Annotated in this window: 22 protein-coding genes, 1 other RNA gene and 1 pseudogene; 22 read left to right on the forward strand and 2 right to left on the reverse strand. The window is 25.8% G+C overall.

What is annotated here, in order from left to right; all coding sequences use genetic code 11:
* Positions 1-46 precede the first annotated feature (46 nt).
* The gene (locus tag Q0X98_RS02560; RefSeq protein ID WP_297681160.1) at positions 47-502 is read left to right on the forward strand and encodes a hypothetical protein; all 456 of its coding nucleotides are present in this window, start codon (positions 47-49) and stop codon (positions 500-502) included.
* Here the strand turns inward: Q0X98_RS02560 and Q0X98_RS02565 are convergent, their stop codons facing one another.
* Positions 503-1,093 (reverse strand): ABC transporter substrate-binding protein, encoded by a 591-nt coding sequence (locus Q0X98_RS02565; protein WP_297681162.1) that lies wholly within the window; start codon positions 1,091-1,093, stop codon positions 503-505.
* A gap of 14 nt (positions 1,094-1,107) precedes the next feature.
* Positions 1,108-1,905 carry a VacJ family lipoprotein gene (locus tag Q0X98_RS02570; RefSeq protein WP_297681164.1) on the reverse strand — a complete coding sequence of 266 codons (798 nt, stop codon included), beginning with the start codon at positions 1,903-1,905 and terminating at the stop codon, positions 1,108-1,110.
* 102 nt (positions 1,906-2,007) lie between these two features.
* Here Q0X98_RS02570 and Q0X98_RS02575 point away from each other — a divergent pair, with 102 nt between their 5' ends.
* From Q0X98_RS02575 to Q0X98_RS02680, 21 genes and pseudogenes are all read left to right on the forward strand, one after another.
* A complete protein-coding gene (locus tag Q0X98_RS02575) occupies positions 2,008-2,151 on the forward strand; it encodes a hypothetical protein (protein WP_297681166.1) in 144 nt (47 codons plus the stop codon).
* A gap of 41 nt (positions 2,152-2,192) precedes the next feature.
* A complete protein-coding gene (locus Q0X98_RS02580) occupies positions 2,193-2,738 on the forward strand; it encodes an N-acetylmuramoyl-L-alanine amidase (protein WP_297681168.1) in 546 nt (181 codons plus the stop codon).
* 41 nt (positions 2,739-2,779) lie between these two features.
* An RNA gene (rnpB, locus tag Q0X98_RS02585) (RNase P RNA component class A) lies at positions 2,780-3,134 on the forward strand.
* Positions 3,135-3,387: 253 nt separating this feature from the next.
* A complete protein-coding gene (gene mraZ / locus Q0X98_RS02590) occupies positions 3,388-3,855 on the forward strand; it encodes a division/cell wall cluster transcriptional repressor MraZ (protein ID WP_297681170.1) in 468 nt (155 codons plus the stop codon).
* Positions 3,856-3,858: 3 nt separating this feature from the next.
* Complete coding sequence (ftsZ, locus tag Q0X98_RS02595) at positions 3,859-5,337, forward strand: cell division protein FtsZ (protein WP_297681172.1); 1,479 nt, start codon at positions 3,859-3,861, stop codon at positions 5,335-5,337.
* A gap of 18 nt (positions 5,338-5,355) precedes the next feature.
* Complete coding sequence (rsmH, locus tag Q0X98_RS02600) at positions 5,356-6,366, forward strand: 16S rRNA (cytosine(1402)-N(4))-methyltransferase RsmH (protein ID WP_297681174.1); 1,011 nt, start codon at positions 5,356-5,358, stop codon at positions 6,364-6,366.
* On the forward strand, positions 6,363-6,668 hold the full coding sequence (locus Q0X98_RS02605; protein WP_297681176.1) for a cell division protein FtsL: 306 nt from the start codon (positions 6,363-6,365) through the stop codon (positions 6,666-6,668). Before rsmH ends, Q0X98_RS02605 begins: the two co-directional genes overlap by 4 nt.
* A complete protein-coding gene (locus Q0X98_RS02610) occupies positions 6,668-8,356 on the forward strand; it encodes a penicillin-binding protein 2 (RefSeq protein WP_297681178.1) in 1,689 nt (562 codons plus the stop codon). The genes Q0X98_RS02605 and Q0X98_RS02610 overlap by 1 nt, the downstream gene beginning before the upstream one ends.
* 2 nt (positions 8,357-8,358) lie before the next feature.
* Complete coding sequence (locus Q0X98_RS02615; protein WP_297681180.1) at positions 8,359-8,724, forward strand: Mur ligase domain-containing protein; 366 nt, start codon at positions 8,359-8,361, stop codon at positions 8,722-8,724.
* A complete protein-coding gene (gene murE, locus Q0X98_RS02620; protein ID WP_297681524.1) occupies positions 8,691-11,201 on the forward strand; it encodes a UDP-N-acetylmuramyl-tripeptide synthetase in 2,511 nt (836 codons plus the stop codon). Before Q0X98_RS02615 ends, murE begins: the two co-directional genes overlap by 34 nt.
* Positions 11,201-12,286 carry a phospho-N-acetylmuramoyl-pentapeptide-transferase gene (gene mraY / locus Q0X98_RS02625; protein WP_297681182.1) on the forward strand — a complete coding sequence of 362 codons (1,086 nt, stop codon included), beginning with the start codon at positions 11,201-11,203 and terminating at the stop codon, positions 12,284-12,286. The genes murE and mraY overlap by 1 nt, the downstream gene beginning before the upstream one ends.
* Positions 12,286-13,587: a UDP-N-acetylmuramoyl-L-alanine--D-glutamate ligase gene (murD, locus tag Q0X98_RS02630; protein ID WP_297681184.1), complete on the forward strand. Its 1,302-nt coding sequence runs from the start codon at positions 12,286-12,288 to the stop codon at positions 13,585-13,587. The genes mraY and murD overlap by 1 nt, the downstream gene beginning before the upstream one ends.
* Complete coding sequence (locus Q0X98_RS02635) at positions 13,577-14,704, forward strand: FtsW/RodA/SpoVE family cell cycle protein (protein WP_297681186.1); 1,128 nt, start codon at positions 13,577-13,579, stop codon at positions 14,702-14,704. The genes murD and Q0X98_RS02635 overlap by 11 nt, the downstream gene beginning before the upstream one ends.
* A 1-nt stretch (position 14,705) precedes the next feature.
* On the forward strand, positions 14,706-15,773 hold the full coding sequence (locus Q0X98_RS02640; RefSeq protein ID WP_297681188.1) for a UDP-N-acetylglucosamine--N-acetylmuramyl-(pentapeptide) pyrophosphoryl-undecaprenol N-acetylglucosamine transferase: 1,068 nt from the start codon (positions 14,706-14,708) through the stop codon (positions 15,771-15,773).
* A 70-nt stretch (positions 15,774-15,843) separates the two neighbouring features.
* A pseudogene (gene murC, locus Q0X98_RS02650) lies at positions 15,844-17,156 on the forward strand (UDP-N-acetylmuramate--L-alanine ligase).
* Positions 17,156-18,061: a UDP-N-acetylmuramate dehydrogenase gene (gene murB, locus Q0X98_RS02655; protein ID WP_297681191.1), complete on the forward strand. Its 906-nt coding sequence runs from the start codon at positions 17,156-17,158 to the stop codon at positions 18,059-18,061. Before murC ends, murB begins: the two are co-directional and overlap by 1 nt.
* Position 18,062: 1 nt before the next feature.
* A complete protein-coding gene (locus Q0X98_RS02660) occupies positions 18,063-18,977 on the forward strand; it encodes a D-alanine--D-alanine ligase (RefSeq protein WP_297681193.1) in 915 nt (304 codons plus the stop codon).
* Positions 18,958-19,626 carry a cell division protein FtsQ/DivIB gene (locus Q0X98_RS02665; protein WP_297681195.1) on the forward strand — a complete coding sequence of 223 codons (669 nt, stop codon included), beginning with the start codon at positions 18,958-18,960 and terminating at the stop codon, positions 19,624-19,626. Before Q0X98_RS02660 ends, Q0X98_RS02665 begins: the two co-directional genes overlap by 20 nt.
* Complete coding sequence (locus Q0X98_RS02670; RefSeq protein WP_297681196.1) at positions 19,619-20,308, forward strand: hypothetical protein; 690 nt, start codon at positions 19,619-19,621, stop codon at positions 20,306-20,308. The genes Q0X98_RS02665 and Q0X98_RS02670 overlap by 8 nt, the downstream gene beginning before the upstream one ends.
* Positions 20,309-20,372: 64 nt before the next feature.
* A complete protein-coding gene (gene lpxC, locus Q0X98_RS02675; protein WP_297681197.1) occupies positions 20,373-21,293 on the forward strand; it encodes a UDP-3-O-acyl-N-acetylglucosamine deacetylase in 921 nt (306 codons plus the stop codon).
* A gap of 46 nt (positions 21,294-21,339) precedes the next feature.
* Positions 21,340-22,179 (forward strand): outer membrane protein assembly factor BamD, encoded by an 840-nt coding sequence (locus tag Q0X98_RS02680; RefSeq protein ID WP_297681199.1) that lies wholly within the window; start codon positions 21,340-21,342, stop codon positions 22,177-22,179.
* The last annotated feature ends 1 nt before the right edge of the window (position 22,180 follow it).

The following is a 22,180-nucleotide window of genomic DNA, read 5'->3' on the forward strand; positions in this document are numbered from 1 at the left end:
TTAACAATGTAATAAAATCATTTATTTTGCTAAGAAAATTTTTCAAATGAATATCAATTTAAAAATACTACCAAAATATGCTTATTTAGTTTCATCTCTAATTGCTTTAATTATTTTTTTTTATTTTTCATATAAAGGAGTTGTTACTTATTTAATCCATAAAGAGCTTTATGGAGATGGCATGGATGTTTTAGTATCCCTAAGAGCAGCGCTAGCTGGTGTAATGCTTTTGTTAATTGTGCTTTTTTTTCAATTTATAAAAATTAAAGATCTTATAAGTCAGAGGACAATTATAAGAGGTATTTTCATTGGATGGTCTAGTTTGTTTATTATATTAATAATTGTAAATCCAAGTTTAATTTCATTTATAGTTTTGAGTGGAATTGCAGGAATAGTCAATTTGATGGCATTATTTAGCCTAGTTGATTTAATTAAAGAGGATAGAAATTCTCTTACTGATAAAGAAATTTTTCTTTTACAGCAATTAGCTAACAAAAAATAATTATTTAATTATAAATTCTTCCAATACTTTAAATAAAGAATTTATATCTCCATTATTTGAATTTAGAATAGACGCAAACTCCTCTTTTTGAGTTCTTACTAAACTAAGTCCTTCAATAATCAAATCTCTAATTAATGGATTCTCAGGATTTTTTGTGTAAATTCTCCAATCGATTTTAACTTCTGGTCTTTCAGATGTTCCAACCAGCAAACTATTAACTATAGTGTAGTTCTTACTTAAAACTTTTTTATCTTGGACCTCAATTTTTGGATTAGTGTACTCAGATAATCTACTTGAAAAACTTTTTAAAAAATAGTCCTCAAATAAATTTAAATACTCATTTTTTTGGTTTTCACTTAAATTTTTTCTAAAGGATCCAAGTGTATAATATCCAATACCTCTTATATCAACGGTATCTTTAGCTATTAATTTTAACTCATTAATTTTATCCTCTTTAGAAATGTTTTTTGCAAGGACATCTGAAGCTCTGTTTACTGTAGATTGAACAAATACATCTGGCTCAACAGATTGAGCATAAACACAATTTAAATTTAACAATAGTAATAAGATAAAAATTTTTTTAATATTCATTGATTATCCAGAGTTTATTGATTATCTAATTCTTCCCAACCATCTTCATCTTTATAAAGTATTTCTAAATTTCCTTGTTGATTATTTTTAATTTTATTTTCTCTATCTTGCAAATACAAACTCCTTATAGAAGCATAAAAATCTAAAGAATTATTTTCAAGGTTATCAAATGACTCAATGTTATTTGCTCTAAAATCAATACCACTAACAACTTTAGAGCCCATGTATAATCCTTCACTTAAAAATTCATTATTTCCATGAGCTGATGCATTATACCAAGGGTCTCCACCCACTACATTTACAAAAGATCCAGCAGTATCTCTAATTGTTGATGGACCTAAGACTGGAAGGACAAAATAACAACCAGGTCCAAAACCCCAAGTACCTAGAGTTTGACCGTAATCTTCTTTCTCATATTTTGGAAAACCTAATTTGTTTGCAACATCGATGGTACCAAAAAGTCCTAGAGTTGAGTTAACAGCTAGTCTTGCAGTATTTATAATTGCCGTACGCATGTCTCCTTGCAAAATGTTATTAGGTATTGTTATTAGATTGGATAAGTTCGTAACAGCATTACCAGCACTTTTCTGGATTGGATCAGGTAAATTTCTATAACTTTTAGCGACTGGTTTAATTATTGATTTGTCAATTTTTTGATTAAATGAAAATGTAACTCTGTTAAGTTTTTCAAAGCAGTCTTTTATTTTTTCAGGTTGCTCTTTGTTAAAAGTTAATTCTCCGTCCGAACCCGCATAGGCATTGATGGACACTAAAGAAATAGTTATTATTACTAGAATTAAATTTTTAAACATTAGTCTATTATATTATATTAAGCTTAATTGTTAAATATTTTTAATTATGAATGATGTCATTAAAGTGTTGATAAAAAGTCAAAATTGTACCTCTACGCAAATATGAAAACTAAAATAAAATATTCACCTAATTTTGATCCAAAAAAAAGGAAGTCAAACAATATCAAATTTATAATTTTTCATTATACAGGAATGAAAAAAGAAATTGATGCAATTAATAAATTAACAAATGAAAGTCAAAAGTAAGTAGTCATTATTTTATAAAAAAGAATGGAGAAATATTAACCTTGGTTCCTGATCCATATATTTCTTGGCATGCTGGAATCTCTAGATGGAAAAAATTTAAATCTATAAACAAATATTCTATTGGTGTTGAGGTCAGTAATATGGGTCATGATTATGATTATAAAGATTTTAATAAAAAACAAATAAAATCAATTGTAAGATTGAGTAATTTTTTAATAAGAAAATATAAAATAAAATCTAAGTTTATTTTAGGACATTCAGATATTTCTCCAAATAGAAAGGTAGATCCTGGAGAAAAATTTCCTTGGAAATATTTAGCAAAAAAAAAAATTGGTATATGGCATGATTTGGATCATAAAAAAATTAAAGAAGAAAGAATGAAAAATATAAGAGAATTGGATAAAAAAAATTTTATTAGTTATTTATATAAAATAGGGTATCCAAGAAATATTAAAATTTCCAAAACTAGATACGCTAAAATTTTAACAGAAGCTTTTCAAAGACGGTTTAGACAAGAGTTAATAAATGGTATTATTGATAAAGAATGTTTATTAATAAGCCAAAATCTTATAAAAAAATTTAATTAAATTTTCTTGAAATTTTTAGCTTTAGTAATATGTTTTACTTGCCAGATAAATGATTTATCGCTTTAAGATATTAAAGAGGAAAGTCCGGGCTCCACAAGGATACAGTGCCAGATAATACCTGGCGGGGGTAACCCTAGGGATAGTGCCACAGAAAATAAACCGCCATAACATGGCAAGGGTGAAAAGGTGTGGTAAGAGCACACCGGTTCTATTGGTAACAATGAACGCTGGAAAACCCCACTGGGAGCAAGACTAAGTAGAGATGACATTGTTGCAAAACTAAAAGCCATCCTTGGCTAGTCATCAGGGTTAGTTGCTTGAGCTTAAGAGCGATCTTAAGCCTAGACAAATGATAGGTTTAAATGACAGAACCCGGCTTATAGTTTATCTGGCAAAAGTCCCTAAAGATAATTTTCAACATAATCAAATGTTCTTGTTTTGATTCATTATTGAGTCAGCTTTGTTCTTATTTATTTTTTTTATCATTTGTAATCTGCCATATTAATTTGACCTTTATTATACGTTTGATATCAAAAAAAAATTACAAATAACTGTCAAAAATCAATAATAATCAGTATTTGACACGATATTAAATAACCCATATATTCCCATATATTCCCAATTATGGAATTTTATAATTATAAAATATATGTTTTTATCAACTTACGAGAACAAATTAGACAAAAAGGGGAGAGTTTCTGTGCCTGCTAGTTTTAGATCTCATTTGTCTAATTTAGGATACAATGGAGTTATTTGTTATCCATCATTTAATAATTCATCAATTGAAGCATGTTCTCAAGATAGAATTGAAAAAATTTCATCAGCGATAGAATCTTTAAATCCATTTGAAGAAAAAAGAGATTTTTTTGCTACATCTATTTTAGCTGAGAGTACCAATTTACAATTTGATAGTGAAGGAAGAATTTTAATTTCATCAAAATTATTAAAACATGCAAAAATAAAAAATAGCATGTTATTTGTTGGCCAAGGCCAAACCTTTCAAATTTGGGAGCCAGCATCATTTGAAAAATTTAAGGTAACAGCAAGAAAAAAAGCAAATTTAAACAGAGCAAACCTTAAATGGGAAAAACATTTAAACAATAACGAGGGGAAATAACAGATGACAATTAACTTTAAAGCACCAGAAATTAAGGAGCTGCAGCCACGACTTTTAGTAATGGGAGTTGGTGGAGCAGGTGGAAACGCGATTAATGAAATGATTGAAAGTAATCTACAAGGTGTAGAGTTTATTGCGGTCAATACTGATGCGCAAGATTTAAAGTTAAGTAAAGCCAAAACAAGAATTCAAATTGGGTTAAATTTAACTAAAGGTTTAGGAGCTGGTGCAAAACTAGATATTGGTCAAGCAGCGGCAGATGAGTCATTGAACGAAATTATAAATACTTTGCAAGGTGCAAACATGGTTTTTATCGCAGCTGGTATGGGTGGTGGAACGGGCACTGGTGCTGCTCATGTAATCGCTAGAGCTGCAAAAGAACTAAATATTTTAACTGTAGGTGTTGTGACACTTCCATTCTTATATGAAGGCCCCTCTAGAATGAGAAGAGCACAGCAAGGTTTGGAAGAATTAAGAAAGCATGTTGATACAATTATAGTAATTCCAAATCAAAACTTATTTAAAATTGCTAATGAACAAACAACATTTGAAGACTCATTCAATCTTTCAAATAATGTTTTGATGCATGGTGTTCAAAGTATAACTGATCTAATGGTGAGACCAGGTTTAATCAATCTTGATTTTGCTGATGTAGAAACTGTTATGGCTTCAATGGGTAAAGCAATGATGGGAACTGGTGAAGCAGAAGGAGAAGGTAGAGCACTAAAAGCAGCAGAGATGGCGGTGAGCAACCCACTAATTGATGATTATACTCTTAAGGGAGCAAAAGGATTATTAGTTAATATTACTGGTGGTAAAGATCTTAAACTTTTTGAAGTTGATGAAGCAGTTAATAAGGTTAGAGCTGAAGTTGATCCAGAAGCAGAATTAATTATTGGAGCAATTACTGACGCTGAATTAGATGGAAAAATGAGAGTTTCGATTGTTGCTACATCTTTAGATGGCCAACAACCAGAAACCAAATCTGTGATAAACATGGTGCACCGTATTCAAAATAGAAACCCTGGTTATTCAGATTTTTCAAATCTTGGATCGTCTGCATCTTTCAACTTTTCAAATTCAATTTCAAATCCTGTTTCACATGGAGCTAACGCGCTCAAATTAGAGAATGAGGTTGTTCAAGAGCAAAATCAAGATCATTTTAGTTCAAACGTTTCATCTGAAGAGGCAATACATAACAATAATCTTGAAACAGAAAGTGTCGTTGAAGATAGTTCTGTAAATGAAATGGAAAAATCTTTTACACAAGAAGCTGTAGAAATACCTCAAGAACAAATGGTTGAAGAGAGTGTAGAAGAAGATGTTTCAAATGATCTAAAAGAGTTTGGTGTAGATTCAGATGCACCAGATTTATTTAGTTCAGAAACTGAAAATTCAAGCTCAGATGATTTATTATCCTCAAGTGATGAGGAAGATGATGATCTTGAGATACCGGCATTTTTAAGAAGACAAAAAAATTAATGGTCTTTAAAGAAATAAATGGACGCCACCATAGTACCGGAAGTACAAAAGCATTATCCGGTATTGCTAAAAGAAATTATTAGCATTATTTCCCCTCAATATGGTGGCACATTTATTGACTGTACATTTGGCCAAGGCGGTTATTCAAAAAAAATCCTAGATTTTGAAAATACTAAAGTAATTGCTTTAGATAGAGATATTGAAAGCAAGTCAAAAGCCAATCAAATTAAAAATCAATTTGAAGATAGATTTTTATTTAAAAATATTAAATTTAGTCAGCTAAATAATCTAAAACTTAAAAATGAGAATGTTAAAGGAGTAATATTTGATCTTGGTTATTCTTATGTTCAAATAAAAGATCCTAAAAAAGGACTATCTTTTGAATCTAAAGGAAATTTAAATATGCAAATGGGTTTAAATAATTATTCTGCTGAAGATGTAATTAATAAACTGGAAGAAAAAGAACTTGATAAAATATTCAAGTTTTTTGGCGAAGAAAAAGAAAGTAAATTTATAGCTAGAAATATTATTAAAGAAAGATCTAAGAGAAAGATAAACACTCAAACACTTGTTGAGATCGTTGAAAATACAAAAAGAAAAAAAAACTTCAAAGTTCACAGTGCTACTAAAGTTTTTCAAGCTTTAAGAATTTTAGTTAATAGAGAAATAAGTGAATTAATTATTGGTCTCATTAATGCAACTAAGGTTTTAAAAAAAGATGGTGTTCTAGCAGTAGTTACATTCCATTCATTAGAAGATAAAATTGTCAAATATTTTTTCAAAAGTTTATCTGAGAAAAAAAGCATATCAAGATACGCTCCTATTATTGAGCAACCTGAGACATTACTTAAATTAATCCAAAAAAAAGCAATCGTACCATCTGATGATGAAATCAAGGAAAATTCACCTTCAAGATCTGCTAAACTTAGATATGCGATTAAAAAAAAGGACTTTTATGATTTTGAAACTGACATTCTAGATCAATTTAGAAATTTGATTGAGATAGAAAATTTTGGGAATAAACTATGAAAAAAATCGTCTTAGTATTTGTCATTTTTTCATTAATTTTATCAACAGCTATTATTAAGAATTCTGCAAAAAAAAATGAAGATAAAATTTTTACGGTAAAGGAAAACATTAGAGTTTTAAATTCAGAATTTGAGAAAATCAAACTAGAATTTGATTATTTAAGCTCTTCAGATAAATTGCTAGAATTTCAATCATTATATTTTGAAAATGATTTAGTACAAAAAAAAATTGAAAATATAAAAGTTTTCGAAATCACAAAAAAAGATAAAAAAATTAAAAATTTAAAAATAATTAAAGATTAATGGAAGAATCAAGATCAAAAATTATTATTGAAGACTATAAAAATAATTTTGATTATAAAAAAAATGATACTAATTTGAATATAGAATTTAATAGAGTAGCGTTTATATTTTTCTTTTTTTTTATTATTTATCTAATTTATACTATTCATTTAATTCATCTTGGATCACGAAAATCAAATGTAGAAATTAAAGATACTTTTCCCACATATAGTAATAAACTTTATAGAGCAGATATAATTGATATAGACGGAAATTATTTAGCTAAAACAGTTAAATCTATTGATATAGGTATTAAGACATCAGATATAATAGATAAGAAAAAACTTTTATTAAGTTTAAATATTATATTTCCAAATAAAGATTTTAAAAAAATTAATAAACAGCTTGATACAAAAAAGTTTTTTTGGTTAGAAAAAAAAGTTTCAGAAGAAAATTATGAAAAATTAATGAAACTTGGAGATAAATCTATCAAACCTGAGGAAAAGGTATTAAGAATTTATCCCCAAAAAAATCTTTTTAGTCATATTATTGGTCAAATAGATGATGACAACACTGGAATTTCAGGTTTAGAAAAATCATTTAATGAAGCCCTTAGAAATTCAAAAAATCCCATCAAACTTACAGTCGATAAAGATATACAGTTTTTAATTCGAAAAACGTTAATCAAATATCAAGAAATTTTTAAAAGTAAGGGTAGCGCTGCTTTATTAATGGATATTAATAATGGAAATATACTTTCACTAATTTCATTACCTGATTTTAATCCTAATGAAAGACAAAATATAACTGATGTTAATTTTATAAATAGAGTAACCAAGGGAACTTATGAGCTTGGCTCAGTTTTCAAACCATTTACATTTGCAAGTGCCTTAAATGAAGAATTAATAAAACCTGAAACTGAATTTTTAGATTTACCAAAATCTATTCGTTGTGATAAACACCGAATTGGAGAATATGATAATAAAATTCCATCTGATTTAACAGCAGAACAGATCTTAATTAGATCAGGAAATATTGGTTCGGTAAGAATTGCTCAATTAGTTGGACCAGAAAAACATAAGTCTTTTTTAAAAAAAGTTGGTGTATTGAGCTCAATTGATTTTGACATTGATGAAGTTGCTCCTCAGAAGGATTATAATTTTGGGAAATGTAAATTAGCTACATCTTCCTTTGGCCATGGTATCGCAACTACAATCTTACAGTTAGCAAGAGGTTATGCGGTAATATCTAATGGAGGTTATGAAGTTAAACCAACTTTAATTGATAAAAAAATTGAAAATGAAAAAAAGAATAGACTAATTAATAAAGATGTTTCCAACCAAGTTGTTAAAGCTTTAAGAAAAATTGTTAGCACAGACGAAGGAACAGCAAAATTTGCTGATGTTTTAAACTACGAAATTGGTGGCAAAACAGGGACTGCAGACCAACCAAAAGAAGGCTCTTATTCTGAAGCAAAGATAAATACGTTTGCTTCAATATTTCCAACATCAAATCCACAATTTGTATTTATTGTTATGTTAGATACTCCTCAAAAGGCGAAAGATTATTATTATAAATACAGACATCAAAAGGGTGGATGGAAAGGAACTTTATACAATACAGCTGGATGGACATCAGTAGAAGTGGCTGGAAAAATAATTGATAAAATTGGGCCTATTTTAGCCACAAAATATCTAGAAATTAAATAACTATGTTTCTAGGGAATTACTTCAACAATATTCAAAAAAAATATAAGCAAATTTATTTTTCAGGAATTTCATTTAACAGTAATCAGGTAAAAAAAGATAATATTTTTTTTGCAATCAAAGGAAATAGGATAGATGGTAATAATTTTATATTATCAGCAATCTCCAATGGTGCAAAAATAATTATAACTGAAAAAAAAATTAATGAACTAAGAAATGGTATTTTATTTATTCAAACAAAAAATATCAGAAAGTTATTAGCTGAAATATCGTTTAAAATTGTTAAAAAATTCCAAATAATATTATTGCTGTTACTGGTACAAATGGAAAATCATCTATTGCAGATTTTTATTATCAAATATCAGACTTGAATAATAAAAAAGTTGCATCTATTGGAACATTGGGAATTAAATCAAAAAATTTTAAAAAGAGTTTATCAAATACGACTATAGATCCAATTCAATTAAGTAAAATTTTAAGTAATCTAAAAAAACAAAATATCAATAATGTTATTATGGAGGCATCTAGTCATGGTTTGAGTCAAAACAGACTGGATGGCTTAACCTTTAACACAGGAATATTTACAAATTTATCTCAAGACCATTTAGATTATCATAAAAATAAAACAAATTACTTAAAAGCTAAACTTTATTTATTTGAAAAATTAATAAAAAAAGATGGAAATATAATAACTGATGAAAAAATACCAGAATTCAAAAAAATTAAAAATATAGCATCTAATAAAAACCTTAATCTTTTTTCATTATTGAAAAAAAATAATAATTTTCAATTTTTATCACATCAATATGAAGGTGAGTCTCAATTATTAGAGATTAAATATAATGATTCAACACACAAAATTAAACTTAATTTGATAGGAAAAGTTCAATTAAAAAATATATTAATGGCAATTATTGCGTCAATCAAAAGTAATATCAATATTAAAGACATACTTAATGTAATACCGAAAATAAAATCTGTAGAGGGAAGGTTTGAGCGAGTTGGCAAAATTAAAAATAACTCAAAAGTAATTATAGATTACGCACACACACCTGATGCATTAAAAACTTGTCTTAAAAATATAAAAGAGCAATTTGTAGGTCACAAAATTAAATTAGTGTTTGGTTGTGGAGGGAATAGAGATCAAAATAAAAGAGCAAAAATGGGTAAAATTGCTGACCTTTTTTCAGACAAAATATATCTTACTGACGATAATCCAAGATTAGAACAGGCTAGCAAAATAAGAAAAGACATAAAAAAAGGAATAAAAAAACAAAAAGTGTTAGAGTTTCCAAATAGGGCGAAGGCTATATCAGAAGCGATAAAGCACTTAAAAATAGGTGAAATTTTAATAGTTGCTGGTAAAGGCCATGAAAAAGTCCAAGAAATAGGAAAAAAAAAAATTTTTTTCTCAGATAAAAAAATTATTCTTGATGCAATAAAAATTAAAAATTTCACTTTATCAAATAATTTAAAGGTCAATATATTTAATGAACTTAGTGGAAAAAAAAAATTATCTAGCAAAATTATTTTCAAAAAAGCTAGAATTAACTCTAAAGAGATAAAAAAAAATGATGTTTTTTTTGCTATTAAGGGAAAAAAAAATGATGGTAATCAATTTATAAGTGAAGCTTTCAAAAAAAATGCATCAATTGCAGTAGTTAATAAAATTGAAAAAGAAATAAATATCTCTCGTCAAATAAAAGTTAAAAATTCACTCAAATTTTTAACCAAAAGTTCAGAGCTGTATAGAAAAAATATAAAAACAAAAATTATTGCTATAACGGGAAGTTGTGGAAAAACCACATTAAAAGAATTATTGGGCAACTCATTTAAACAAATATCAAAAGTAGGTATTTCACCTAAATCTTATAATAATAAGTATGGAGTACCTTTAAGTCTTTTTAATTTAGATCAAAAAAATAATTATGGTGTTTTGGAAATTGGAATGGATAAAAAAGGTGAAATTGATTATCTCTCTAAAATTGTTAAACCAGACGTTAGTGTGATTACCAACATCAATTATGCTCATGCTAAAAATTTTAAGAATCTAAGACAAATTGCTCTAGCTAAATCGGAAATAATCAATAATACAGAAGTTAATGGTTCAATTGTTCTTAATGCTGATGATACTTTTTTTGCTTTACATAAAAAAATTGCTAATAAAAGAAAGCTTAAAATTTTATCATTTGGCATTAATAATCAGAATGCAAATATAAAACTTATAAGTATCAAAAAAATTACTAACAAGTTTAAAGTAACTATTATGATAAATAATTTTAAAACCTATTTTTTTATTTCCAGCAATTTTCAAAATCATATCTTAAATATTTTAGCTGCATTAACTGTGATGAGTGTTTTTTTAGATATATCTAAATTGAATAAAAATATTTTTATGAGCTTTAAAACACCTAATGGGCGAGGAGATATTACTAAAATTAAGATTAATAATAAAAATTTAAACTTGATAGATGAAAGTTATAATTCAAATCCATTGTCGCTTAAATCCGCAATTTTAAATTTCGATAAAATAAAAATTGATAATGGAAAAAAATATTTACTATTAGGTGATATGTTAGAACTTGGTAAGCATTCAAAAAAACTTCATCAATCTATTGGAAAAATAATTAATAATACAAAAATTGACAAAATCTTTGTTAAAGGAAGTAAAATATTGTTTACATACAATTCTATTTCAAAAAAGAAAAAAGGTAGAGTATTAAACAAAAACTCACAAATTATTGATTTGATTAAAAATCATTTAAATAATAATGATTATCTTATGGTGAAGGCATCAAATGCGACGGGATTTAATAAGATAATCAATAATTTTAAAGGTTCAAAATAATGCTTTATCAATTTTTACTTAATTTCGTTGATATCTTTGGATTTTTAAACGTTTTTAAATACATCACTTTTAGAACAGGATTATCCTTATTTACATCATTAATTGTAGTTTTGTTAATTGGAGGACCATTTATTAGTTTTTTTTCAAATAGAAAAATTGTAAATCCTATACGTGATGATGGTCCACAAGATCATATTGTAAAGAAAATTGGTACTCCAACAATGGGGGGAGTAATAATTTTGTTTGGATTACTATTTTCTGTTTTATGTTGGGGGGATCTATCCAACACTAGTGTTTTATTTTGTGTCTATATCACTATTTCATTTGGTTTACTTGGAGCATTTGATGATTATAAAAAAATAAAACAAAATAATTCTTCAGGTATTTCATCTAAATTTAAAATAATATCACAAGTCTTATTAGCTACGATAGGTATTAGCTTATTTCTTTATTTTGTTGATTATAAAGAAATTACAAATTTATATTTTCCTTTTTTTAAAAATTTAATAATTAATCTTGGATGGTTTTTTATTCCTTTTTCAATATTTGTTATTGTTGGTTCTTCAAATGCAGTCAATTTAACAGATGGACTTGATGGATTGGCTACTGTCCCAGTAATTTTAGTTGCAGGTTGTTTTGCTTTTATAAGTTATGTAACTGGTAATATTGTTTTTTCTGATTATTTGCAAATCCCGTACATTGAGGGTACTGGTGAAGTTTCTATTTTTTGTGGTGCAATAATAGGATCATGTTTAGGGTTCTTGTGGTTTAATGCACCACCCGCAAAAATTTTTATGGGTGACACAGGTTCTTTAGCACTTGGAGGCTCTTTAGGAGCAGTTGGAATAATAACAAAACACGAAATAGTATTAGCAATTACAGGTGGGCTATTTGTCCTTGAGGCTGTTTCTGTAATGATACAAGTAATTTCTTTTAAATTAACTGGAAAAAGAATTTTTAGAATGGCACCAATACATCATCATTTCGAAAAAAAAGGATGGCCCGAGTCAACAGTCGTAATTAGATTTTGGATCATTTCAATTATTTTAGCAATGATAGGCCTGGCTACTTTAAAATTAAGATAATGATAGATAATAGAAATATTTTTTTGAAAAAAAAAATATTAATTTATGGCCTGGGTAAAAGTGGAATTTCATCATATAAATTTTTAAATAATAAAGCCAGGGTTTATTTATTTGATGATTTTTCAAAAAAAAAATTTATTCATCAACAAAATCAAAAGATAAGAAATATTAAAGAAATATCCAAAATTAAGTTTGATAGAATTATTATTAGTCCTGGAATTGATGTTTTAAATTGTAAACTATCTAAATTTCTAAAAAAAAATGACTCTAAAATTTATACAGATTTAGATATATTCTACTCATTTTATAAAAATACAAGCATCACCATTACGGGAACTAACGGAAAATCAACTACATCTAAAATATTGCATGAGGTTTTATTAGATCAAAACTATGACTGTAGGTTGATTGGTAATATTGGTAATCCAGCATTATCTGAAAAAAAAATTACTAAGAACACTATATTCGTTATCGAAGCCTCGTCATACCAATTAGATTATAGTAAATTATTTACTTCAAAGTACTCAGCAATACTAAATATTAGCCCAGATCATATAGAGAGACATAAAAGTTTAAAAAATTATGTTAACGCTAAATTTAAATTATTAAATTATCAGTCTAAGGAATCCATATCATTTGTAAAAAAAGACGATTTACTAATAAATAAAAAATTAAAAAGTAAAAAATATAATCCAAAAATTATCAAAGTTGATTTAAAAAAAGCAAATAAAGTAATTAAACATTTAAAAAACAAGTATTTTGTGTCAGCAGGAAACTTAGAAAATTTGTCATTTGTTCTAAAGATTTCTGAAACTTTAAATTTAAATAGTAAAAAATTAATCAAAACTTTAAATAGATTTAAAGGATTAAAATATCGACAGCAAATTATCTATGAAAATAAAAATTTAATAATAATTAATGACTCAAAGTCAACAAGTTTTGCTTCATCAGAAAATCTGTTAAAAAACTTAAAGAATGTTTATTGGATTTTAGGTGGCATTCCCAAAAAAGGTGATCAGTTAAATTTGTCCAAGAAAAATTGTAATAATTTTAAAACATTTATTTTTGGTAATTATTATAAAGAATTTAAAAAAAACATTAAAAATAAAATCACAGTAAAGCATTTAAAATATTTGAAAGACATATTAAAAGAAATTTTTTTTGATTTAAAAGATAAGAAAATAAAAAAAAGTATTATTTTCTTTAGTCCAGCAGGTGCATCATTTGATAGCTTTAAAAATTTTGAAGATAGGGGTAAATATTTTAATCAATTAATTAAAAAATTTATTAATGCAAAATAATAACTATCTATATAAATTTTATTATCAGTGGTGGAAGAATATAGATAAGTCAATTTTATTACTAATCAGTTTGTTATTTGCAATTGGACTTTTTTTTTCATTGGTTTCAACTTCATTAATTGCTTCAGATAAATTGAATACAAATAGCTATTTCTTTTTTTTTAAGCATTTGATTTATATTTTTATTGGAATAATTATAATTTTTATTTTTTCTTCTTTGAAAACTAATCAATTATTTTATTACTCTTATTTCTTTTTTTTTATTGCTTTAATTTCTTTATTTTTAGTTCCTATTATAGGTGTTGAAGTGAAAGGATCAAAAAGATGGATAGATTTATTTTTTTTGCCAAGATTTCAACCAATTGAATTATTGAAGCCCTTTTTAATTATTACAATATCAAGCATCCTTTGTAGTGCTAGAAGTTCAAACCTTTATTTAAAATATTTATTATCAATTATGATAGTTTCAGTAATTTCCTTGTTGCTTATAATGCAACCAGATATTGGTCAAACCCTTCTTATTATTTTTTCTTGGGCTGTTTTAATTTTTACCTCTGGAATCAATATCTTTTTTCTTATTGGTCTTTCTATATTTGCTTTTGTTTCACTTGCTTACTTGATTATATATGTGCCTAAGTTTGATTATATCCAAAGTAGGATTTTTTCATTTTTTAATAGAGATACAGGAACACATAATTTTCAATCTGATAAAGCTATCGAGTCCATTACAAGTGGTGGTTTTTTTGGAAAAGGAATTGGTGAAGGAACCCTTAAAAATCGAGTGCCAGAAGCACATACCGATTATATTATATCTGTAATTTCAGAAGAGTTTGGTGTTGTTGCCATAATATTAATATTATTATTATTTTTAATATTTATTCACATGGTTTTTAAAAAAATAAATTATGAAAAAAATGACAAAATTAAACTTGTTTTGATTGGATGTGTGAGCTTAATTTTAATGCAAGCGACCATTCATATAGGTGTGAATATCAGGTTATTTCCTACCACAGGTATGACATTACCTTTTTTGAGTTATGGAGGTTCTTCTATAGTAAGTATCTCAATACTATCAGGAATAGTCTTAAATTTAACTAAAAGAAAAATAGAAAATTAAAATGAAACGAAAGATTCTAATTTCTACAGGTGGATCTGGTGGACATGTTATTCCCGCAATTACAATACATGATCACCTAAAAGAAAATTTTGATATATTAATTTCAAGTGACATTAGAGGTCTTAAATATCTTGATGAAAAATTTTATAATATCATGGTTATTGATACACCCAAGTTGAATAATCTAGTTTTATTGCCTTTATCAATTTTAAAAGTATTTTTTTTAACATTAAGATCTTTAATATTATTAAAAAAAAAAGAAATTCAAATTCTTATTTCTACAGGTGGATATATGTCATTACCATTATGTATTGCCGCAAGAATATTAAACATTAAAGTTTATTTGTTAGAACCAAACATGGTAATTGGAAGAGCAAATAAATTTTTTCTCAAATTTTGCAAAAAAATCATATGTTATTCAGAGAATATTATTGGTTTTCCAAAAAAGTACAAAAATAAATTAACAATCACAAATCCACTTATAAGAAAGAAGTATTATAAAAAGAAATTAAAAGAAAATGATAATGAAAAATTTACTTTAATAATAATTGGTGGAAGTCAAGGGGCACAAATTTTTGATGAAATTTTACATGAGTCAATTATTGAAGTTTCAAAAATAAAACTTATAAAAGTAATTCATCAAACAAATAAAAAAAATATAGATGTTCTCAAAAATCTATATTTAGAAAATAAGATTGATAATACTGTTTTCAGTTTCGATCAAAATCTTAATTCATTAATAGATCAAGCGGATTTATGCATAACAAGAGCCGGTGCCTCTAGCTTGGCTGAAATTTCTCTATCTAAAAAACCATTTATTGCCATTCCATTACCAACTTCTAAGGATAATCATCAACTAGAAAATGCTAATTACTATAAAAATAAAGGTTGTTGTTGGGTTGTGGATCAAATTGATTTTGATAAAAAAAAATTTGAAGATTTACTATTAAATATATTACTAAATAAAGACGAAATACTTTTAAAAAAAAATAATTTAGAAAAATTAAATTATCAAAATACGTGGAATAATGTTAATCAAAAATTATTAAATATTATTAATGAAAATTAAATTAGCAAAATCTGAGATTATTCACTTTATTGGTATTGGTGGAATAGGTATGAGTGGACTATCCCTTATAATGAAGGGCAAAGGGTTTAGAGTTCAAGGTAGTGATATAGCTAACAATAAGAATATTGAAAGATTAAAAAAAGAGAAAATCAAGATTATAATTGGTCAAAAAAAACAAAATATAATAAAGCTACCATCATTGTAATTTCTTCAGCAATTAAAAAAAATAATCCAGAATTATTAGAGGCAAAAAAAAAACAATTACCAATTTATAAAAGAGGAGAAATGCTAGCAAATATTGTTTCTCTAACAAAAAATATCGTAGTTGTTGGCTCTCATGGAAAAACAACAACTACATCATTAATAGCTTCCATCTTCCAAGAAACCAAAATAGATCCAACTATTATTAATGGAGGTGTAATAAATTCCATCAACAATTCTGCTAAACTAGGAAAAAGTGATTGGTCGATCCTAGAAGCTGATGAGTCTGATGGTAGCTTTGTCTATATTCCACCCACATACTCAATAATAACCAATATAGATAGAGAACATATGGATTTTTATAGTTCCATGGATGATTTGAATAAATATTTTATAAAGTTTGTAAATAAAGTCCCATCATTTGGAAAATCTTTTATTTGTATAGATGATAAGAATAATAAAAATTTGATTAAGAAACTAAGTAACAAAAATTTTTATACATATGGAATTGAAAAAAAATCAAATTTTTGTATTAAAAATATTAGACAATCAAAAGACTATTCTGAATTTGATTTAAAGATTATTTTGCCAAATAAAAAAGATAGATTAATTAAAAAAATTAAAATTCCATTATTAGGATTGCATAATATTAGAAATTCAGTAGCTGCATCTGCTTTGGCCATTACTATTGGACTGACTGTTTCAAATATTAAAAAGGGTTTGAAAAACTTTAAGGGAGTTCAAAGAAGATTTAATAAAATTTTTACATACAATAAAGTTGATTTTTTTGATGATTATGCTCATCACCCAACAGAAATCAAAGTTGTATTAGACGGAGTAAATAATGTTTATAAGGGTTATGAAAAAGTATGTATTTTCCAACCACACAGAATATCAAGATTGAAAGATTTAAAAAAAGAATTCACTTATGCCTTCAAAAATGCAGATAAAGTAATTTTACTACCCATTTATACTGCAGGTGAAAAAATATCATTAGGGTTTAAATATGAAAACTTTGCAAGAGAAATAATCAAAAACTCAAAAGTAAAACTATTTTTAGTAGATGATAAATTTCAATTATCAAAATATATTAAAAATAATATTTATGGAAAAAAAATAGTTATTGGAATGGGTGCTGGAACTATCTCAACATGGATGAGAGAAATTCCAAGATATTTATAATGAGCATAAACCAAGAAGATCTATTGTTAGAATTTAATGAAAATATAAAATTTAATTATAATTTAAAAAAAAAAAATTGGTTTAATATTGGCGGTAATACTAAGATTTTTTATAAAGCAGAAAATTTAAAAGAATTAATAAAATTTTTAAAAATAATTGGAAATGAAGAAAGATTATTTGTTTTAGGCGGAGGATCAAACACTCTGATTACAGATAAAATTTACGATGGTGTTGTTATTAAACTATCTAATAATTTTAATAATATTACACTTTTATCAGAAGATATAATTATTGCTGGAAGTGCTGTCAGTGATAAATCACTTTCAGAATTTGCAATGGATAATAGTTTAGGTGGATTTGAATTTCTATCTTGCATACCCGGAACAATTGGAGGAGGAATAAGAATGAATGCAGGCTGTTTTGATAGAGAATTTAAAGATATTCTGATTTCAGTACAAGCTATCAGTAAATCAGGGCAGGTTATTACTATTCCAGCAAAAGAAATTAATTTTAAATATAGAGATAGCGGTCTATCAAATGATTTAATTTTTTTAAGTGCATCTTTTAAGGGTTTTAAAAAAAAATCAAATTTAATTAAAAAAGAAATGATAAAATTAAAAGAAAAAAAAGAAAAAGCACAGCCCACAAGAATTAAAACTAGCGGAAGTACATTTAGAAATCCACTAGGCCAATCGAATAAAAAAGTTTGGCAACTAATAAAAGAGTCGGTCCCTTTAGAAAAATCATTTGGAGACGCATGTATTTCAGAAAAACATTGTAATTTTTTTGTAAACAAAGGTAATGCCAAGTTCGATGATATGAAAAAATTAATAGAATTTGTATCTGAAAGTGTTTTGAAAAAAACTGGCGTAAAGATAGAAACAGAAATAAAAATTTTAGAATAAATTGAAAAAAAAAATATTAATACTTGCTGGTGGAGTTTCGAAAGAAAGATTAATTAGTCTAGATACGGGTGCACAAGTTGCAAAAGAGTTAAAAAAAAATCACTATAAAGTAAAAATTTGTGAACCTAATATAAATTTGTCTAAAAATATTAGTCAATTTAAGCCTAACATTATATTTAATGCGTTACATGGACAGTTTGGTGAAGATGGTTATATACAAACTATTTTAGAAGGATTTAAAATACCATACACTCATTCAGGAGTAATTGCTTCTTCATTAGCAATGGATAAAGCGATATCAAAAAAAATTTTTATAAAAAATAGAATTAATACTCCAAAATATATTCAGTATTCTTATAAAGAAAATATTTTTGAGTTAATAAAAAATATCGAAAAAAAGTTAAAATTTCCAGTTGTAATAAAACCAATTAACGAAGGCTCAAGTGTAAATGTGTTTATTTGTACAAAAAAAAATATTTCAAGAATCTTAAGTTCAATGAAAATCTATAAAGAGATAATGATAGAAGAGTTTATTGGTGGAAGAGAAATTCAAGTCGCAATTATGGGGAACAAAAAATTAGGAGCGATAGAGCTTAAACCAAAAAGAAAATTTTATGATTACAAAGCTAAATACAATGCTAATGCAAAAACAGAACACATAATTCCAGTTGAGCTTTCAAAAAATAAATTAAATGAAGTGATGAATCTGTCACTAAAGGCACACAAAATTATTGGATGTAAGGGAATTACAAGATCAGATTTTAAATTTTATGAAAATAAATTTTATTTACTAGAAATTAATACTCAACCAGGTATGACAAAACTATCTCTTGTTCCAGAAATAGCAAAATATAATGGAATATCTTTCATAAAATTAATTGAGTGGATTTTAAAAGATGCAACAACGAAAAAGTAAAAAAATTTTAAAATATTTTTTTTTACTGCTCTTAGTTGGTTCAATTAATAATATTAATCTTAATGAATTAAAATTACATAATATTCACAATGTCAATATTACTGGAATAGATATTGAAGATAAAAGAAATTTACTTAATAAAATAGACTTTAATTTGTACAATGTTTTTTCAATTAATAAAGATGATCTAATAAAAGAAATGGAGTCAAATGTTTTAGTAGAAAATTATTTTATTCTTAAAAAATACCCATCTTCATTAAATATAAATATTGAGAAAACTAAATTTTTAGCAAAAATAAACAAAAATAAACAAATTTTTTATTTAGGTTCAAATGGAAAATTTATAAAAAATGATTTTTCAAAAAAAAAATTGCCTTTTATTTTTGGAAATCCGGATGTAATTGAATTTTTCAATATTAAAGAAATTATTGATAAGTCTAAAATTTCATACAAAGAAATTAAAAATTTATATTTTTTCCCATCTAGAAGATGGGATTTAGAATTGAGGGACAATACTATTATAAAATTACCAAATGATAATGCTCATCTTGCGCTCAATTTAGCAATAGAATTTTTGTATGATAGAAAATTTAAAGATAATAAAATAATCGATGCAAGAATTGAAAATCAAATTATTTTGAATGACTGAAGAAACTCACTTTAAAACATTTTTTTATATTTCTAAAAATAAATATCAAATTTTTGTTTATGATAAAAATGTTTTAAAAAATTTATACAATGAAGAAATAAAAATTAATAATGAAATGGAACTTTATAATCTTTCAAAATTTCTTGATGAAAATATTTATAAAATTGAAAAAATGATAAACAGCTTTATTAGAAATATAATTTTAATAATAGAGGACGATAATATTCTAAGTGTAGACATATCAATAAAAAAAAAAAATTATGAAAGCAATATTAATCAAAAATATTTAGAAACAAATTTAACAGAAGTAAAAGATATATTTAGAGAAAATTATCAGGATCAAAATATTATGCATATGGTTATTAACAATAAAGATAAAAATGATTTACCTTCAAATAATTATAACATTAATGATGATTATCTTTATTTAGAAGTTAATTTTATTTCTATTCAAGATACCTTTACTTCTATTTATGATAAATTGTTTGAAAGACATCACATCAATATTGAACAATATATGTCAGGTGCTTATATCAAAAGTTTTTTAAGTGAAAATGAAAATGAATTCACAATAATGGCAAATCAAATAAATAATGGTTTTAATAAAAATGAAGTTAAATTTGTTTCAAAAAATACAAAAAATAGGGGTTTTTTTGAAAAATTTTTTCAACTATTTAGCTGAAATTGTTTTTTCTGGTAATAATTGTTGTTTTCAAAATTTATCCAAAGCAAATTAAAAGTTTCTAATGTCTTATCTGACTCAAAAAACAATTAAAAGCAAAGTACTCTTCAGCGGGATAGCGCTGCACAGTGGGTTAAAAGTAAACCTTTGTATTAAGCCAGCTGAGCCTAATTTTGGAATAGTTTTTAAAAGAACCGATTATAAAGACAATAATCTAATTTACCCAAATTTTTTGAATGTCACAAATACAATGCTGAATACAACAATTGAAAATGAATTTGGTGTTAAAGTTTCAACTATTGAACATTTGATGGGAGCATTATTTGGTCTAGGCATTGATAATGCGTTAATAGAAATTGATAATGAAGAAGTTCCAATTTTAGATGGATCTGCAAAAGAATTTATTGAAAAAATTATTAATTGTGGACTTGAAGTAAGTGAAGCTCCTATTAAGGTAATTAAAATCAATAAAGAAGTTAAATTTTCAGATGGTAATCGATTTATTACGATAGAGCCCTCTACTTTAAGTTTAGATATAGATTTTGAATTAAAATATGAAAATCAAATTATAGGAAATCAAAGAAACAAAGTTAAAGTTTTTGAAGATGATCTAACTAATGTTTTTAATTCAAGAACATTTTGTTTATTTGAAGATGTAGAATTAATTAGAAAAAAAGGACTAGGAAAAGGTGGAAGTTTAGATAACGCAATAGTAGTAAATGATAATAAAGTTTTAAATCAAGAGGGTTTAAGAAATGATAAAGAATTTGTTAATCATAAAATACTCGATTGTATTGGTGACCTTTTTACTTCAGGTTATAGAATAATTGCTAAAATTAAATGTTCTCAAGGTGGCCACTATCTTACCAATCAATTATTGAGAAAAGTATTTGAAAACAAAGAAAATTTTTCTATTCTTGAAATAAAAGAAAAAAACCTTCCTCATACTTTGATTAATAGAAAATTATTAAAATCAATAGCCTAAGCTAAACATATATTTTCAAAGATATAAATTAAAGGTATAACTAGTTATGATCTATCGTAATTATTTTTATTTTTTTATAATTATTTTGTTTTGTTTTTCTTGTTCAAAAAAAGAAATTGAAAAATCTAATATTAATGAAGTAAATTTAGAGTCTCAAATGATAGAAGCATACGAGGAAGGATTGAAGGAATTAGAAGCTGGTGATGTACTGTTTGCAGCAAAAAAATTTAACGAGGCAGAAACTTTATTTCCACAATCAGAGTATGCTCCAAAATCTGCATTGATGGCAGCCTATTCATATTATTCTCAAAATTATTATGGAGATGCAATGGCTGAATTAATAAGATTTTTGAGAATTTATCCTAACCATAAAGATATTGCTTATGCAGAATATTTATTAGGATTGTGTTATTATGAACAGATTATTGATGCAAAAAAAGATCTTCAATCCATTGTAAATGCAAAAGCAACTTTTGAAAGTCTTATATCAAAGTATCCTGATACAGAATTTGCAACTGATGCAATATTTAAAATTGATCTTATTAATGAAATTCTTGCCGGTAAAGAAATGTTTATAGGAAGATACTATTTTGATAAAAAAAAATGGATTTCAGCAATAAACAGATTTAGAGTTGTTGTTGATGAATATGAGACCACTATATATGTGGAGGAAGCCATCCATAGATTGGTTGAAATCTATTATACCCTAGGAATCGAAACAGAAGCAAAAAAATATGCTAATTTATTAGGATATAATTACCAGTCATCCGAGTGGTATGAAAAATCTTTTAGTGTATTTAACAGAAATTATAAAAAGAATACAATAAAAGATATCAAAAAAGAAAATAATTCTATAATAGAAAAATTTAAGTCTCTATTCAGCTGAG

The sequence above is a fragment of the uncultured Candidatus Pelagibacter sp. genome, from assembly GCF_943788075.1.
In the GTDB taxonomy this organism is placed as follows: Bacteria; Pseudomonadota; Alphaproteobacteria; order Pelagibacterales; family Pelagibacteraceae; genus Pelagibacter.

Bases quoted from the DNA above. Each gene is read 5' to 3' on its own strand.
- Q0X98_RS02560 (WP_297681160.1), top strand. From the start codon at position 47: ATGAATATCAATTTAAAAATACTACCAAAATATGCTTATTTAGTTTCA.
- Q0X98_RS02565 (WP_297681162.1), bottom strand. From the start codon at position 1,093: ATGAATATTAAAAAAATTTTTATCTTATTACTATTGTTAAATTTAAAT.
- Q0X98_RS02570 (WP_297681164.1), bottom strand. From the start codon at position 1,905: ATGTTTAAAAATTTAATTCTAGTAATAATAACTATTTCTTTAGTGTCC.
- Q0X98_RS02575 (WP_297681166.1), top strand. From the start codon at position 2,008: ATGAAAACTAAAATAAAATATTCACCTAATTTTGATCCAAAAAAAAGG.
- mraZ (WP_297681170.1), top strand. From the start codon at position 3,388: ATGTTTTTATCAACTTACGAGAACAAATTAGACAAAAAGGGGAGAGTT.
- ftsZ (WP_297681172.1), top strand. From the start codon at position 3,859: ATGACAATTAACTTTAAAGCACCAGAAATTAAGGAGCTGCAGCCACGA.
- rsmH (WP_297681174.1), top strand. From the start codon at position 5,356: ATGGACGCCACCATAGTACCGGAAGTACAAAAGCATTATCCGGTATTG.
- Q0X98_RS02605 (WP_297681176.1), top strand. From the start codon at position 6,363: ATGAAAAAAATCGTCTTAGTATTTGTCATTTTTTCATTAATTTTATCA.
- Q0X98_RS02610 (WP_297681178.1), top strand. From the start codon at position 6,668: ATGGAAGAATCAAGATCAAAAATTATTATTGAAGACTATAAAAATAAT.
- Q0X98_RS02615 (WP_297681180.1), top strand. From the start codon at position 8,359: ATGTTTCTAGGGAATTACTTCAACAATATTCAAAAAAAATATAAGCAA.
- mraY (WP_297681182.1), top strand. From the start codon at position 11,201: ATGCTTTATCAATTTTTACTTAATTTCGTTGATATCTTTGGATTTTTA.
- murD (WP_297681184.1), top strand. From the start codon at position 12,286: ATGATAGATAATAGAAATATTTTTTTGAAAAAAAAAATATTAATTTAT.
- Q0X98_RS02635 (WP_297681186.1), top strand. From the start codon at position 13,577: ATGCAAAATAATAACTATCTATATAAATTTTATTATCAGTGGTGGAAG.
- Q0X98_RS02640 (WP_297681188.1), top strand. From the start codon at position 14,706: ATGAAACGAAAGATTCTAATTTCTACAGGTGGATCTGGTGGACATGTT.
- murB (WP_297681191.1), top strand. From the start codon at position 17,156: ATGAGCATAAACCAAGAAGATCTATTGTTAGAATTTAATGAAAATATA.
- Q0X98_RS02665 (WP_297681195.1), top strand. From the start codon at position 18,958: ATGCAACAACGAAAAAGTAAAAAAATTTTAAAATATTTTTTTTTACTG.
- Q0X98_RS02670 (WP_297681196.1), top strand. From the start codon at position 19,619: ATGACTGAAGAAACTCACTTTAAAACATTTTTTTATATTTCTAAAAAT.
- lpxC (WP_297681197.1), top strand. From the start codon at position 20,373: ATGTCTTATCTGACTCAAAAAACAATTAAAAGCAAAGTACTCTTCAGC.
- Q0X98_RS02680 (WP_297681199.1), top strand. From the start codon at position 21,340: ATGATCTATCGTAATTATTTTTATTTTTTTATAATTATTTTGTTTTGT.